The 14,313-nt window shown below is 66.0% G+C and carries 8 protein-coding genes; 5 read left to right on the top strand and 3 right to left on the bottom strand.

Annotation, left to right across the window (positions count from 1 at the left end; all coding sequences use genetic code 11):
• The first annotated feature begins 210 nt into the window (after window positions 1-210).
• Together D103_RS0109780 and D103_RS0109775 are read left to right on the top strand one after the other, a co-directional pair.
• The gene (locus D103_RS0109780; protein ID WP_018876674.1) at window positions 211-1,782 is read left to right on the top strand and encodes an acyl-CoA ligase (AMP-forming), exosortase A system-associated; all 1,572 of its coding nucleotides are present in this window, start codon (window positions 211-213) and stop codon (window positions 1,780-1,782) included.
• Window positions 1,779-3,014, top strand: a complete 1,236-nt coding sequence (locus tag D103_RS0109775; protein WP_018876673.1) for a pyridoxal-dependent decarboxylase, exosortase A system-associated — start codon at window positions 1,779-1,781, stop codon at window positions 3,012-3,014. The genes D103_RS0109780 and D103_RS0109775 overlap by 4 nt, the downstream gene beginning before the upstream one ends.
• Before the next feature lie 1,597 nt (window positions 3,015-4,611).
• Here D103_RS0109775 and D103_RS0109770 read toward each other — a convergent pair.
• Entirely contained in the window at window positions 4,612-5,577 is a 966-nt protein-coding gene (locus D103_RS0109770) for a polysaccharide deacetylase family protein (RefSeq protein WP_026280336.1), read from the bottom strand.
• Between the two features lie 5 nt (window positions 5,578-5,582).
• A complete protein-coding gene (gene wecB / locus D103_RS0109765) occupies window positions 5,583-6,737 on the bottom strand; it encodes a non-hydrolyzing UDP-N-acetylglucosamine 2-epimerase (RefSeq protein WP_018876671.1) in 1,155 nt (384 codons plus the stop codon).
• A 571-nt stretch (window positions 6,738-7,308) separates the two neighbouring features.
• Between wecB and D103_RS0109760 the strand changes: the two genes are divergently transcribed.
• Both D103_RS0109760 and tviB read left to right on the top strand, forming a co-directional pair.
• Window positions 7,309-8,439, top strand: coding sequence for a hypothetical protein (locus D103_RS0109760; RefSeq protein ID WP_026280335.1), 1,131 nt, complete (start codon window positions 7,309-7,311; stop codon window positions 8,437-8,439).
• 102 nt (window positions 8,440-8,541) lie between these two features.
• Window positions 8,542-9,831 (top strand): Vi polysaccharide biosynthesis UDP-N-acetylglucosamine C-6 dehydrogenase TviB, encoded by a 1,290-nt coding sequence (gene tviB, locus D103_RS0109755; RefSeq protein WP_018876669.1) that lies wholly within the window; start codon window positions 8,542-8,544, stop codon window positions 9,829-9,831.
• 124 nt (window positions 9,832-9,955) lie between these two features.
• Here tviB and D103_RS0109750 read toward each other — a convergent pair whose 3' ends face one another.
• A complete protein-coding gene (locus D103_RS0109750; protein ID WP_018876668.1) occupies window positions 9,956-10,741 on the bottom strand; it encodes a hypothetical protein in 786 nt (261 codons plus the stop codon).
• Window positions 10,742-10,959: 218 nt separating this feature from the next.
• On the opposite strand from D103_RS0109750, the gene D103_RS0109745 reads away from it, so the two are divergent.
• Entirely contained in the window at window positions 10,960-14,295 is a 3,336-nt protein-coding gene (locus tag D103_RS0109745; protein ID WP_018876667.1) for a VanZ family protein, read from the top strand.
• Window positions 14,296-14,313: the final 18 nt, after the last annotated feature.

Raw genomic sequence — 14,313 nt, 5'->3', positions numbered from 1 at the left:
GCTGGTTCAGGCGATAGGGGCTGGCTCATGGCCCGTTTCGTCGCATGTTACACGCGGCCGCTCCCGTGTAACCCCGGGCCGACGAACGGGCTACTAACGGTGCGCCTGGGCTGCGGCCGGAAGCCGCTGGTGCCTGGGGTATGATCGAGCCGTCAGTTTCCGATAGCCCCGGGCGCCGAGATGTCCTTTCTTGTGCACGATTCCGTATGGATGCAAGCCGATAGCGCAGCGGCCGCCCCGGCCCTGCGCTTTCGGGAGGAGGGCGAGGACTACGCGACGTTGGCGGCCGGTATCGAGCGGGCGTCTACGCGCCTTCTGGGGTGCGGTCTGGGGCGTCAGGAACGGGTGGCGGTCTACCTCGACAAGCGTCCGGAGACGGTGCATGCCCTGTTCGGCGCCGCCCGGGCCGGTGGCGTCTTCGTGCCGGTGAACCCGTTGCTCAAGGCGGAGCAGGTGGCGCATATCCTGCGCGACTGCAATGTGCGCATCCTCGTTACCTCAGCGGACCGCCTTTCGGCGCTGAGTCCGGTCCTCGCCGGCTGCCCCGATCTGCACACGGTGCTGCTTGTGGGGCGGGAGCCTAGCCAGGACTCGGGCGATGCCGAGGTCGGACGTGTGCGAGTGGATATGTGGGATGCCGCGCCGGAGCATGACGGTCTACGCCCGCACCGGGTGATCGATACCGACATGGCGGCGATCCTCTACACCTCCGGGAGTACCGGGCGCCCCAAGGGGGTTGTGCTGTCGCATCGCAACATGGTGGCGGGTGCGCAAAGCGTTGCGACCTATCTGGAGAACCGGCGCGAGGATCGTCTCCTCGCCGTACTGCCGTTCAGTTTCGACTATGGCCTGAGCCAGTTGACCACGGCGTTTCGCACCGGGGCCCAGACCGTTCTGCTGAACTATCTGCTCCCGCGCGACGTGATTCGGGCGGTGGAGCGTTACGGCATCACGGGGCTGGCGGCCGTGCCTCCGCTCTGGATTCAGCTTGCGCGTCTGGAATGGCCCGAGGCGGCGCGGGAGACGTTGCGCTATCTCACCAACTCCGGTGGCGCGATGCCGAAGGAGACGCTGTCGGCCCTGCGAGCCGCACTGCCCGGAACCGACTGCTATTTGATGTATGGCCTGACCGAGGCGTTTCGGTCCACCTATCTTCCGCCCACGGAGCTCGATCGTCGCCCCGGCTCCATGGGCCGGGCGATCCCCAATGCGGAGATCCAGGTGGTCCGCGAGGATGGCAGCCCCTGCGCCCCCGGGGAGCCGGGTGAGCTGGTGCATCGTGGCGCCCTGGTCGCCATGGGCTACTGGAACGACCCGGAGCGTACGGCCGAGCGGTTCCGCCCGGCGCCGGGCCAGCCGTTCGGTGCTCCGCTGCCCGAGATCGCGGTGTGGTCCGGCGACACCGTGCGCATGGACGAAGATGGCTTCCTGTACTTCGTGGGCCGCCGGGACGAGATGATCAAGACCTCGGGATACCGTGTGAGCCCCAACGAGGTGGAAGAGGCGGTCTATGCCTCCGGGCTGGTGGCCGAGGTCGCCGCGCTCGGGGTGGAGCATCCGACGCTGGGGCAGGCCATCGTGCTGGTGGCCCTGCCGCAGCAGCCGGACTTGAGCCCGGAGGCCCTGATCGATGCGCTGCGCCCCGGCCTGCCGGGCTTCATGCTGCCGGCGCATGTCGGGCTGCGCGCCGAGCCGCTGCCGCGTAATGCCAACGGCAAGATCGACCGCAAGCTGCTTGCCGCGGAATTTGGTGATCTGTTCCGGGAGGGCATTCCGGCATGAACGATACCCGCCCCAGTCACAGTGCGATGGACCAGTTCGTGGTGGTGGACGACTGTCTTCAGATCGGCGACCAGTCGCTCGTGGATCTGGCCGCACGTGTGGGGCAGACCCCTTTCTACGCCTACTCGCGGGAGGCGATGACCCGGCGGGTGGCGCAATTGCGCGCCGGGCTGCCGGACGGTCTGTCGCTGCATTACGCGATCAAGGCCAACCCGATGCCGGCCGTTGTGCAGCATATGGCCGGTCTGGTGGACGGCCTGGATGTGGCCTCGCAGCGGGAAATGCAGGTGGCGCTGGATACCGGGACCCGCCCCGGGGATATCAGCTTCGCGGGGCCGGGCAAGTCGATCCCCGAGCTGGAGGCCGCCATCGCGGCCGGTATCACCCTCAATCTGGAATCGCCCACCGAGCTGGAGCGGGTGGGCGTGATCGCGGCGCGCACCGGGCATCAGGCGCACGTGGCCGTCCGGGTGAACCCGGACTTCGAGCTGAAAAGCTCCGGCATGCGCATGAGCGGCGGGCCCAAGGCCTTCGGCGTGGATGCCGAGCGTGTGCCCGAGCTGCTGGCCCGCATCGGCGAGCTGGGCTTGCACTTCCGCGGGTTTCACATCTTTTCCGGCTCGCAGAACCTGCGCCCGGAAACCCTGGTCGAGGCGCAGGGGCATACCTTCGATCTCGCCCTGCGCCTGGCCGAGTCGGCACCGGGGCCGGTCGAGATGCTGAATATCGGCGGCGGTTTCGGCATCCCGTATTTTCCCGGCGACCAGCCGCTGGATCTCGGGCCCATCGCGGAACACCTGGAGAATCGCCTGCTGGCGGTACGCGATGCGCTGCCGGACGCGGAGATCATGCTGGAGCTGGGTCGGTATCTTGTCGGCGAGGCCGGCATCTACGTGGCCGAGGTGCTGGACCGCAAGGAATCCCGTGGTCAGGTCTTCCTGGTTACGAACGGCGGCCTGCATCACCACCTGGCGGCCTCCGGCAACTTCGGCCAGGTGATCCGCAAGAACTATCCGGTGGTGGTGGGCAACCGCGTGCGTGGCCACGAGCGCGAGGTGGTGAACGTGGTCGGCCCGCTGTGTACCCCGCTGGACGTACTGGCCCAGCAGATGGAGCTGGCGCGTGCCGATGTGGGCGATCTGATCGTGGTCTTCCAGTCGGGTGCCTATGGTTGTACCGCGAGCCCCACACGTTTTCTGAGTCACCCGGATCCCGTCGAAATCTTGGTCTGACGCGGTGAGGGATATCGCGTGGTGGGAGGCCCATTGGGCGTAGCCCGCGCTTGGCTCTTCGCTTTGCGCCCATGCCGCTCAGGGGCCAATCGGTTCTAGCGTGGGTTTAGGCTGCGCGTCTTCCCGGGAATCGGTGAGGTTGCAGGCCTACCGTAGGCCTAAGCGCAAGGAGCTTTTTTCGCAAGGAATTTTGGCGATAGGTATGCAACAGGCGCAAGTCGTTCCGCAGCGTCAGTGCAGCAAGCTGCTCGTGGGCGGCGCATGTTTATATTAGGTTAATCGTGAACTTCTCGAAGCTGCGCCTCAGCCTTGAATCGAATTTGGGTTCCACAATTGTTCTCTTGGCGCTCTGCCATCGCTGACACCCGATTCGCTACAAATGAGGGGGCGTCTTTGTTTTGAGTCATGTTTTATTGGCCTACTAAAAATTCACGCCTGAGTTTTCGGGTTAGAAATCTTGTTTTGGTGGCCGATCTCACCAACAAAGATGGTTTTTTGCGAAGCATCCAGAGCTCCACATGACGCTTTCGAAGGGAGGCATTGTTGGCATGCCCTACGCGATAGCAGGCGGCCCGGTATGGTAGTGGAGTGATCTGGTAGCCGTACGAGGCCATAAGGTCGGCGGTTTTTGTGTGCTCCCCGAGTAAGAGGGGTATATTTTCTAGATTATCGGCATCCTCCGGAGAGCAGAGGCAGTGAAGAAGTTCGGTACGTAGAATATGGGAAGATCCACAGAGCTTGTGAAAGTTTGATTGTTTATGGATCAGCCGGGAGCCCATCCGATACAGCCATCCTTCGGTAATATACCAGCCGGGCTCACCGCGCCCCGCTCTTACCCAGTGGAGTAGTTTCCGGCTAACGAGGTCGTCGGCGTCGACGTTCATAACGTACTCGAATCCACGTCCTCTGGCAGCCTGAAGCCCGGCTAGACGCTTTTTTCCTCTGTCTTCGCGGGTTGCCCGAAGTCGATCACTTTCGTGTTGTCCGCGGGACTTGTAAATCGAAGTGCTTGGGAGCGGTAGATCCAGCTCCAGCACGGAGACGCCGCTCGGCATCGGCGGGAGTGGCGACCCGCGATTGACGCCCACGAAGACGTGGACGGACTCCGTTGGGTGGTCAGCGAGTAGACAATTCACTGTTTCGGTAAGGCGGGCACACACCTCGGGCCATGAGCGCGCGGCGTCTGGATGTACCAGAGGGACAAGAAAAGCCAGTAATCGGTCAGACATTGGTCAACTCATACTTCATTGGCATCACGATGCCCTCCCGTCAGTGTCGTGCGAATTGCACAGAGTTTGTGGACTTCCAGGCCGCGCAGTGCGCACCTTTTTGGTTTTGGTTTTGGTTTTGGTTTAGAAGGTGAATGGTATGAGGTTAGCCAAGCGCTTCCGATCGGTGGGCTGGCAGGAAAACCTGGCTGAGTATGTTTTGCGAGGGGCCTCCCGCGCAGGTGAGCTCATCAGGTTGCGAAGACCTTCCGGAGTTTCATGGCGCTCGCAGTAGAGGGGCGAAGCGCCGACCGGTCGCCGGTTTTCCCGAACGGCAAAGGCCCCGCCGATGCTGAACTCGGTGTCGACGGTGATATGGACGCGGGTGCTCATGCCGCTTGGCGCTCGCGGGGTTCGGCGAGGTTGCGGGCGAGGCGCAGGCCGAAGCGCAGGGGCGTGCGGTCCCAGGGCGTGAAGCGCGGGAGTTGGAACGGGTCGGAATCGGTGCGTGCGGCACCCGCGGCGGTGGAGACAGCGGCGTCGAAGCCGCAGTCGCGCGCGATCTGGATGTGTTCGGCGGCGTAGTCGCGGTCCGGGCGGCCGTTCGGGTAGGCGAACAGGCGCAGGGGTCGGTCCAGCAGGGTTTCCAGATCGGTCTTGCCGCGCTGGATCTCGGTGCGCGCGGTATCGGCATCCACTTCGGTCAAGATCGGGTGGGTGGCGGTGTGCCCGCCGATCCCCATGCCCGCCGTTGCCAGTTCGCGGACCTGGGCGCGGGTCATCATCAGGTCGTCTGGCAGGTCCAGCCCGAAGCGCACGGCCAGTGCCTCGGTGCCGGCCGTGCGCTCCTCGGCGGGCTGGTACTTGAACTGGCCGATCAGGTCGCGGATCAACTCCCGCCGGTCGGCGATCGTGTCCAGCTGCCGCTGTCCCAGGCCCTCCGGCGTCAGATCGATGAGTCCCGGCGGCAGGTGGCGCACGGTCTCGATCAGGGTGTCGTTGAACATGCGTCCGCCGTCGAGATACCCGGTGGCGATGAAGAAGGTGGCCGGGACGCCCTCCTCACGCAGGATGGGCAGGGCGACCTCGGCGTTGTCGGCATAGCCGTCATCGAAGGTCACGCTGACCGCTCGGGCGGGCAGGGTGCCGGCCCGCAGGCGGTCCACGGCTTCCTCCAGCGGAAGCGGGTTCATGGTGCGGGCGAGCAGGCGCATCTGCCAGCGGAAGTCATCGGCGTGTGGATCGCCGGGCAGTAGTGGGTCGGGCGCCGGCAGGACGCGGTGGTAGATCAGGATGGACAGGCGCGCGCGGGAGCCGCCGGGCGACATCAGGGACAGCAGCGAGCGCAGCAGCATGGTGGTCAGCCCGTGGCGCGGGCGCGTGGCTCGTGCCCCAGCCATCGGGCGAGGACGGCCGCGATGCGTTCCCCGGCCCGGCCATCCCAGTACTGCGGGATGCAGCCCTTCTTGCCTCCATGATCCATGACCTCGCGAAAGGCGGCCTGCAGACGTTCCGGATCGTTGCCAACCAGGACATTGGTGCCAGCGTCGATGGTGATGGGCCGCTCGGTATTCTCCCGCAGAGTGATGCAGGGGACGCCCAGGGCGGTGGTCTCTTCCTGCATGCCGCCGGAGTCGGTGAGGACCACTCGCGCGTCCTTCATCAGGCCCAGCATTTCCAGATAGCCCGCTGGTGGCAGTACCGCGATGGCCGCCTCGTTCAGGTGATGTTCCAGCCCGGATGCCCGCAGCCGGTCACGAGTACGGGGGTGCAGTGGAAAGACCAGGGGCAGCTCGCGGGCGATGCTCGCGAGGGTGGTGATCAGGCGTTCCAGGGTTGCCGGATCATCGACATTGGACGGGCGGTGCAGGGTCAGTACGCCATAGGCGCCGTCCGGGGCGAAGCGGGCCGGGTCCACGCCCGCGGCCTGAAGGGATTCGCTCCAGGGGACGGCCCGGTCCAGGTTGTGGAGCTGGGTGTCGATCATCACGTTGCCGACGAAGTGGACGCGCTCGCGATCGATCCCCTCGCGGGCGAGGTTGTCGATGGCGTGTCCTTCGGTCGTGAACAGGAGATCGGAGATCTGGTCGGTCAGGACCCGGTTGATCTCTTCCGGCATGCGTCGATCATAGCTGCGCAGGCCGGCCTCTACGTGGATGACGCCGATCCCCTTCTTGGCCGCGACCAGGGCGCAGGCAATGGTGGAGTTTACGTCGCCCACGACCAGAACGGCCTGTGGATTCAGGCGGTCGAGTACCGGTTCGAAGCGGCTCATGACCTCGGCGGTCTGGACGGCGTGGGAGGAGGAGCCGACCTCCAGGTTGATGTCCGGGTACGGGATGTTCAGATCGGTGAAGAAACGCTCGTTCATCGCCGGGTCGTAGTGCTGGCCGGTATGCACGAGCTGGGCACTGATGCCGGCGTCTGTCAGCGCGCGCATCACCGGGCCAATCTTCATGAAGTTCGGCCGTGCGCCGACCACGCACAGGATTTCGCATTGCGGCTGGGCAGTCATGGGCTATCGAGACATCCTGTGGGCGCATGGGCGGGCCCGCTCGCGACGACGCCAACGGGCGCGGCTCGGCATCCTTGTCGGGTTCGTCGGCCCGGTCCGGATCCCTGTCGAATCACTTTATCGTTTCGGCAGGAACGCGCGGCACCGTTCGTGAATAGCTCGTTAGATCCGGGATGCGGGTTTGCGCGTGACAACCGAGTGGGAGGCGCTCATCGTTGGATCCAGAAGACGGGTGCGGCACGAACTGCGTGAATCCGCATACCGGTACCGAGGTTCGGTGATGGGGTGTTTCGAGCACGTACTGCTTAAGTGGCTTTGCGCAATGTTTGCGGCGTGCGTCTTGCTGCTTTGGATGCCGGTGGCCGCTGCCGGTATCGTCGCTGAGGCGGTATCGGCGAGTCCTGGCGGTGGTCTGCCGGATGAGGGCTGGAATGTCGTTCAGGCTGGGCCGGAGGACTACCGGGCGGCGGTGGCTGCGCTGGGGCCCGGTGACTGGTTGCAGCTGGAGCCGGGGGACTATCCGCGTTCGCTGCGGTTGCACGGGGTGCGCGGGACGCCGGAGCGGCCCATCGTGATCAGCGGGCCGGCGGCGGGTGAGCCGGCCGTGCTGCGCGGGCGACGTGGGGAGAACACGATCAGCCTGGTGGATGCGGAACATCTGGTGATCCGGCATCTGACGCTGGATGGCGGCGGGGAACCGGTTGCGGGGGTGGTGGCGGAGGCGCGCGGTGACGGGGTGCATCACGTGACGCTGGAGCACCTGACCATCCGCCATTATGACCGTTCGCAGGGCAACACGGGGATCACGACGCGCGTGCCGGCCTGGGGCTGGGTGATCCGGCACAACGAGATCCATGATGTGGGTACCGGGATGTATCTCGGACAGCCGGATGGCACCAGCCCGTTTGTCGGTGGCGTGATCGAGCACAACCATGTGCACCGCACTCTGGGGTACAACATCCAGATCAAGCACCAGACGGAAAGGGAGATGATTCCGGATCAGGACCCGGGCCCGCGCGAGACGCGGATTCGCTTCAATTTTCTGAACAAGGCAGAACGCGGGAGCGACGGGGCCCGGGCCCGCCCCAATCTGCTGGTGGGGCATTTCCCGCCCACCGGCCCGGGGTCTGAAGACCGCTATCGCATTGAAGGGAATCTGTTCTATCAGAACCCGCACGAGCGACTGTTCCAGGGCGAGGGCAACCTCCTGATCCACGACAACCTGTTCGTGAATGATGTCGGCGATGCGGTGCTGGTCCGCCCGCACAATCACCTGCCTCGCGAGGTCCGCATTGTGAACAACACGGTCCTGGCAAGCGGGTTCGGGATTCGGATGGACGAGCCCGACCAGGCATACGAGCAGGTGGTGGAGGGCAATGCCGTGTTTGCCGGGAACCCCCTGCAGCTTTCAGGCGGTATCGCCGGTGACCACAACTACACCGCACCGCGGGAAGACGCGGCCCGGTATCTGGAGGCACCGGATGCGGGACTGGATGAGCTGGATCTCTACCCGCGCGCGGGCGGTTTGCAGGAACGTGGAGACAGCGTGAGTTCGCCCGCAATCGCGGGCGCGGATCGCGATTACAATGGCCGCCTGCGCGAACGACCGGTCTGGGGAGCCTATGCCGGTCCGCCGGGTCCCAATCCGGGGCGCGTGGAGGGGATCGGGCCGCGCGTGCCGGGTTGCGCGCCCTGCCAATAGGGAAACATGGATACCATGTTTCCCGGAGCCGGATGAGGTCCAGGGACAGAACGGCCCCCGCCGGGGTGCCGCATGACGAAGAGCAACGAGAACGGACATCTTATGCATACGCTTCCCGCGCTGGATGAAGTCACCATTGGGGTCATCGGTCTTGGGTATGTCGGCCTGCCGCTGGCCGTCGAATTCGGCCATCACTGGTCCACCATCGGGTTCGACATCGACCCGGAACGGGTGCAACAGCTGCGGGCCGGGGTGGATCGCACGCGCGAGGTGGAGGCGGACAAGCTGGCGGCCACGCCGCATCTGGAATACACCTCGGACCTGGAGGCGATGCGGGCCTGCAACGTGTTCGTGGTGACGGTGCCGACCCCCATCGACCGGCACAAGCGCCCCGACCTCGGGCCGCTGCTCGGGGCCAGCCGCAGTGTGGGGCGGGTGCTCAAGCCGGGCGATACGGTGATCTACGAGTCCACCGTGTATCCGGGCGCCACGGAGGAGGACTGCGTGCCGATCCTCGAAGCGGAGTCCGGCCTGGTGCACAACCAGGATTTCTTTACCGGCTACAGCCCCGAGCGCATCAACCCGGGCGACAAGGAGCACGGGGTGACCTCCATCATGAAGGTCACCTCGGGCTCCACGCCGGAGGTGGCCGACTTCGTCGACGCGCTGTACGCACGGGTGATCACCGCCGGTACGCACAAGGCCGAGAGCATCCGCGTGGCCGAGGCCGCCAAGGTGATCGAGAACACCCAGCGCGACGTGAACATCGCGCTGATCAACGAGCTGGCGCTGCTGTTCGAGCGCCTGGGGCTGGATACGGAGGCGGTGCTGAAGGCGGCCGGGACCAAGTGGAACTTCCTGCCGTTCCGCCCCGGGCTGGTGGGCGGCCACTGCATCGGCGTGGACCCGTACTACCTGACGCACAAGGCGCAGGCGGTGGGGCACCACCCGGAGATGATCCTCGCCGGGCGCCGTGTGAACGACTCGATGGGCGCCCACATCGCGGACAACACGGTGCGGGCCCTGGTGCGCAAGGGCATCAACCCGGTGGGCGCGCGCATCCTGGTGATGGGGCTGACCTTCAAGGAAAACTGCCCCGATCTGCGTAACACCCGCGTGATCGACATTCACGCGACCCTGGCCGGCTACAACGCCGAGGTAACCGTCTTCGACCCCTGGGTGGACCCGGCCGAGGCCGAACACGAGTACGGCATCACCCCGATAACCGAGGTGCCGGCCTCGGGGCAGTTCGATGGGATCATCGTGGCGGTGCCACACCGCGAGTTCCTGCAGATGGGGATCGAGGCGATCCGGGCGCTGGCACGCCCGGAGTCGGTGATCTTCGACGTGAAATCGGTCTTCCCGCGGGAATCGACCGACCTGCGCTTATAACAGCGGTTCGGGATGCACTCGCAGGGAGGCATCGAATCCATCGTTCGGTGTCGCCCCGGTCTTGCGACGAAACGATCTTCGACGGGTGGTACAGAGCCCGTCGAAGATCTCCGTGGTGGATGTTTCAGCTGCCGCTGTCGGACCGCTTGCGGCGCCAGAGCATCGATCCGGCTACCAGCAAACCGCTAGCAAACAATACTAGAGTGCCGGGCGTCGGGACTGGCGTAACTTGTTCGAGTTCACCGATGGTCATATTGTCGAAGCTGAAGATGTCGGTCGTCGGCCCTGCGACCAGGTCAAAGTCGAGCGAAGTGAACAGAAAGTCCTCACTTGAGGCGATTGCGCCGAAGTAGAAGACCGAGCCGTCCGTAGATCCGCCGGATCCCACGGTGTGCGGGACGATTTCCTGGTGGACGCCTCCCGAACTCAGGTTGAAATTGATCAGCAGTTGCCCGCCGAAGTCCCCGATGTCGATCCCGTAGAACCCGAAGGCGGCGATGTCCTGTCCGAAGTCCACGCCGAATCCGTCGTCTCCCGTCGCATCGGCCCGCCAAGTGTTGGTGCCCGATACGGAGTACCGACCAGCGAAGGCGCTGCCCTCGGAGACGGTCTTGATGCGGCCGTCCCCCGTAAGGGTCGCGTCAAGCGTGCCACCACCGAAGCCGGGGAAGGTCAGATTCAGTGGCGCAGTGGTCCCCGTGGCAAAGCCTTCGAAGTCCTCGGTTCCGACGCCACTGAGCGACCCGAGAAAGGCGCTTTCGGCCGCATCGGAGTTGGGGGTCTCAGACAACGGAACGGTCGCCGAGTTGTTCAGATCCTCTCCGAAATAAGTGATGAACGCGGCCTGGGCCGAGGTTCCGGCTAGCATCGCCCCCGCGGCGATCAGTGCAATAGCGAGTGGTCCTTTCATGCTGCGACTCCCTTGTTGGCATCCTGGGTCCCGTCCGAAGCAGCAATCGTGCCATTGCGCTGCAACTCACTGACTTGTCGGGATTCAACGGGGCATACGAGAGGGTTCGGCCTTGCCGGTGTAAAGGTTCGTGACGCTTGTCGCGATTCCTGTGCGCTACTGCTCCGCGGACTCCACCGGGTATACAGTGATGACCCGGCCCCATCCCCGAGCGCCACATGAACGCGATGGCGAATGCAGACGAGCCCTTGTCCCTGCGCACCTGTGCGCTGTGGGCCTGGCTGTCGCTGGGGGCGGCGATCTATCTGACGCTGCTGCCGTTCGAATTCGGCTCGATGAGTCTGGAACGCGCCTGGGAGATCTACCGCGGCATGAGCCTGACCGGCCCCGGCACCAGCGGCCGCCAGCAGTTTATGGCCAATGCCCTGATGTTCCTGCCGCTGGGGTTCTTCTGGACCGCCTGGCTGACCCATGGCCGCCGGAATCGACTGACGGCGTTTGCGGTGTTCACCTTCGTGGCAGCCCTGGGGCTGGCGGTTACGGCGAGCGTGGAGTTCCTGCAGGTCTGGCTGCCCTATCGGCACCCCGCGGGCGCCGATATTGCCGGTAACTTTTCCGGGGCCGTGGCCGGTTCGCTCGTCTGGCTGGCCCTGCGCGATCCGCTGGTGCGCTGGCGGCAGGTGCTGGAAGGCGCGGGTGCGCAGACCCTGACCGCCGGTCTGGTGGTCTATGCCGCGCTCTACGTGCTGATTGGCTTCGTCCCCTTTGACTTTGTACTGGCCGCGGACGAGTTGCGGGCCCGGTTGGCATCGGATGCCTGGGGCTGGTGGGTGGCGGCCGGCGCCTGCACGGGTGGTCTCCGCTGTATCAGCTGGCTGACGCTGGAGGTGGTGGTCAGTGTACCGGTGGGCTTGCTCCTGGCGCTTTGGCTGCAGCGGCGCGGAGCTTCGCTGCTAGGGGCCGGGATTCCCCTGGCCCTGCTGCTGGCGGGCCTGCTGGAGCTGTTGAATCTGGCGACTCTGTCGGGGATTGCCGAAGGACGTTCCGTGCTGCTGCGGGCACTGGGGATGGGGATCGGCCTCGTCCTGTTCCGGCGCCTGCCCGCGCATCCCCATGGCGTGATCCGGACGCTGCAGCAGTTCGCCACCCCGTTGCTTGTGACCGGCGCTGTCGCCTATGCCTTGCTGCTGGTCGCACTCAACCACGGCTTCGGTGCGTTTCACGCCGACGGGGAGGCGGTCCGTGCCCAGTGGGCCGACCTGAACCTGTGGCCGTTCTACTACCACTACCACGTGGACGAGATCCACGCCCTGCGCAGTACCGCGCTGCACCTGGCCATGTACGCGCCTCTGGGGATGCTGGTCTGGCTCTGGCAGTTGCGTCATCCACTGCAACCGGCCGCGTTGAACCTGCTGGCGGTCGTCGCGGGGGGTGCGCTGGCACTGGCGGTCGAGGCCGCCAAGCTGTTTGTGGACGGTGCCCGACCGGACCCGGCCAGCCTGGTCCTGGCCGGGCTGGCGGCCGGGCTCATGGCGGCCTCACTGCAGTGGCTGGAACGCGCGAGCGTGGCGGGTGTCGCGCAACCGGTCGTGGCGTCGCGAGCCGGGCCCCTCGATGCTGGCCCGGGACCGAGCGACCCCGGCCCCGTCAAGGGTTCTCTGCAGCGGTTGCGGCAGGCCCTTGGCGGTCTCCTGGCTTTGGTGGCCGTGCTGGCGGCGGTGACCTGGCCGGTGGCGCCGGTCGCGCTGGCCGCGGGGTTGCTGGCCTACGCCGCTTTGCTGGCCTGGCGCCCGCAGGCCTGGCTGGTCGTGATCCCGGTTCTGCTGGCCACGCTGGACCTGACCCTCTACCACGGGCGCCTGTTCGTCTCCGAGCTGGATCTGTTCCTGCTGATGACCCTGGCCGTGGCCCTGTGGCGGGGGCCCCATGCGCTGCATGCGGGCGTATCGCTGCTGCCGCGCGGGATCCGCTGGCCACTGGGGCTGCTGGTCGTCTCCACCCTGATCGGCCTGGGGCTGGCCCTGTGGCCGCCCGGAGGCTGGAACCCCGGCGCAGCGGTGCACTTTGCCCACGACTGGAATGCCCTGCGGGTCGCCAAGGGCCTGCTGTGGGCGGTGGTGCTGCTGGCAGTGTTGCGCGTGGCGCCCATTCCGGTCCGGGAGCAGGTGACACGCTGGTTTCTCCCGGGCGTGGGGCTCGCCCTGCTGGCGCAGCTGGCCTTCGTGGTGCGCGAGCGGATCACCTATCCCGGCCTGCTGAACTTCGACAGCGGCTATCGCCTCTCCGGGATCTTCTCCGAGATGCAGGCGGGCGGCCCTAGCATCGAGACCTTCCTGGTGCTGGCCTTCCCGCTCGCTCTGGTCTGGTGCTGGCGGCAGCGCCCCGGCGTACTGCTCGCCGGATCGGCCGTGCTGGCGGTCGGGACCGCCTATGCGGTCGCGATGACCTATTCGCGCGGCGGGTATCTGGGACTCGCGGTGGCGGTTGCGGTGCTGGCGGCCGGGATGCTGCTGGCGGCAATGCATGGGCGCATGCGGTCGGCCGGGGCCGTGGTGGCCGGTGTGCTGTTGCCGGTCGTGGCGATTGCGCTGATCGCGGGCACGACGCTGGGCGGGTTTGCCGAACAGCGACTGGGTCAGATCGAACGCGACTTCGGCAGTCGCCTGGATCACTGGCGTGCCGCGCTCGAGTTACCCGGTGCCGGGCCGCTGGCGCCGCTTCTGGGCCGGGGTGTCGGCAGTTTCCCCGAGCACTATCGCACGGGTAACCGCGACGGGCGCGTACCCGGGAACCTGGCGTTCACCCACGAGGGTGATGTGCCGCGCCTGCAGATCGGGGGCGGCGATTCGCTGTTCGTGAATCAGCGCGTGAGCCTGCCCCGTGACCGGCGCTTTACCGTAACGGTGGAGGCGGCCAGCGAGCGGCCAGCGGGATTCCGGGTGTTCATCTGCGAGAAGCCCATCCGCCATTCCTTCGTCTGTCGCAGCGAGGGGATGCGCCTGGACGATGGTGGGCGTCAGAGCTTCCAGTGGGCCTTCGATCTGGATCCCATGGAGACGCGTCCCTGGCCATTCCAGCGCGGCCTCGTGCTGTCGCTGGCAGTCGACGCACGTCAGCAGTCTGTCGTCGAATTTTACAGGGTGCAGATCCGGGATTCGGCCGGTCGCGAATATGTGGCCAATGGCGATTTCCGGCACCTGGGCCGCCACTGGTACTTCACCACGGATCACCTCTGGCCATGGCGCGTCGAGAATCAGTGGCTGGAGATCTACTTCGACCAGGGCGGGCTCGGCCTGCTGGCCTTCGTCTGGCTCACCCTGGCCGCCCTCGTCCTGCTGCTGCGGCGTGGCCTGACGGGCGATCGGGTGGCGCTGGGGGCCGCCGCCGCACTTACGGGGGCCTTGGCTATCGGACTGTTCAGCACGCTGTTCTTCTCGCCACGAATCGCGCTGCTGTTTTACCTGACGCTGTTGCTGGGCGTGGCGTCGGCGCCGCTGCGAGCCGGTTTGGATGCTAACGCTGTTTCGGCGCGGGCCGGGCCTGGAGCCAGCTGAGCTGGCCGGTAACCCCCG

The organism is Thioalkalivibrio sp. ALE31 (assembly GCF_000377405.1).
Classification (GTDB): domain Bacteria; phylum Pseudomonadota; class Gammaproteobacteria; order Ectothiorhodospirales; family Ectothiorhodospiraceae; genus Thioalkalivibrio.
This window is presented reverse-complemented; position numbering and strand designations above follow the sequence as displayed.

Coding starts and splice junctions, on each gene's coding strand:
- D103_RS0109780 (WP_018876674.1), top strand. CDS start 211: ATGCAAGCCGATAGCGCAGCGGCCGCCCCGGCCCTGCGCTTTCGGGAG.
- D103_RS0109775 (WP_018876673.1), top strand. CDS start 1,779: ATGAACGATACCCGCCCCAGTCACAGTGCGATGGACCAGTTCGTGGTG.
- D103_RS0109770 (WP_026280336.1), bottom strand. CDS start 5,577: ATGCTGCTGCGCTCGCTGCTGTCCCTGATGTCGCCCGGCGGCTCCCGC.
- wecB (WP_018876671.1), bottom strand. CDS start 6,737: ATGACTGCCCAGCCGCAATGCGAAATCCTGTGCGTGGTCGGCGCACGG.
- tviB (WP_018876669.1), top strand. CDS start 8,542: ATGCATACGCTTCCCGCGCTGGATGAAGTCACCATTGGGGTCATCGGT.
- D103_RS0109750 (WP_018876668.1), bottom strand. CDS start 10,741: ATGAAAGGACCACTCGCTATTGCACTGATCGCCGCGGGGGCGATGCTA.
- D103_RS0109745 (WP_018876667.1), top strand. CDS start 10,960: ATGAACGCGATGGCGAATGCAGACGAGCCCTTGTCCCTGCGCACCTGT.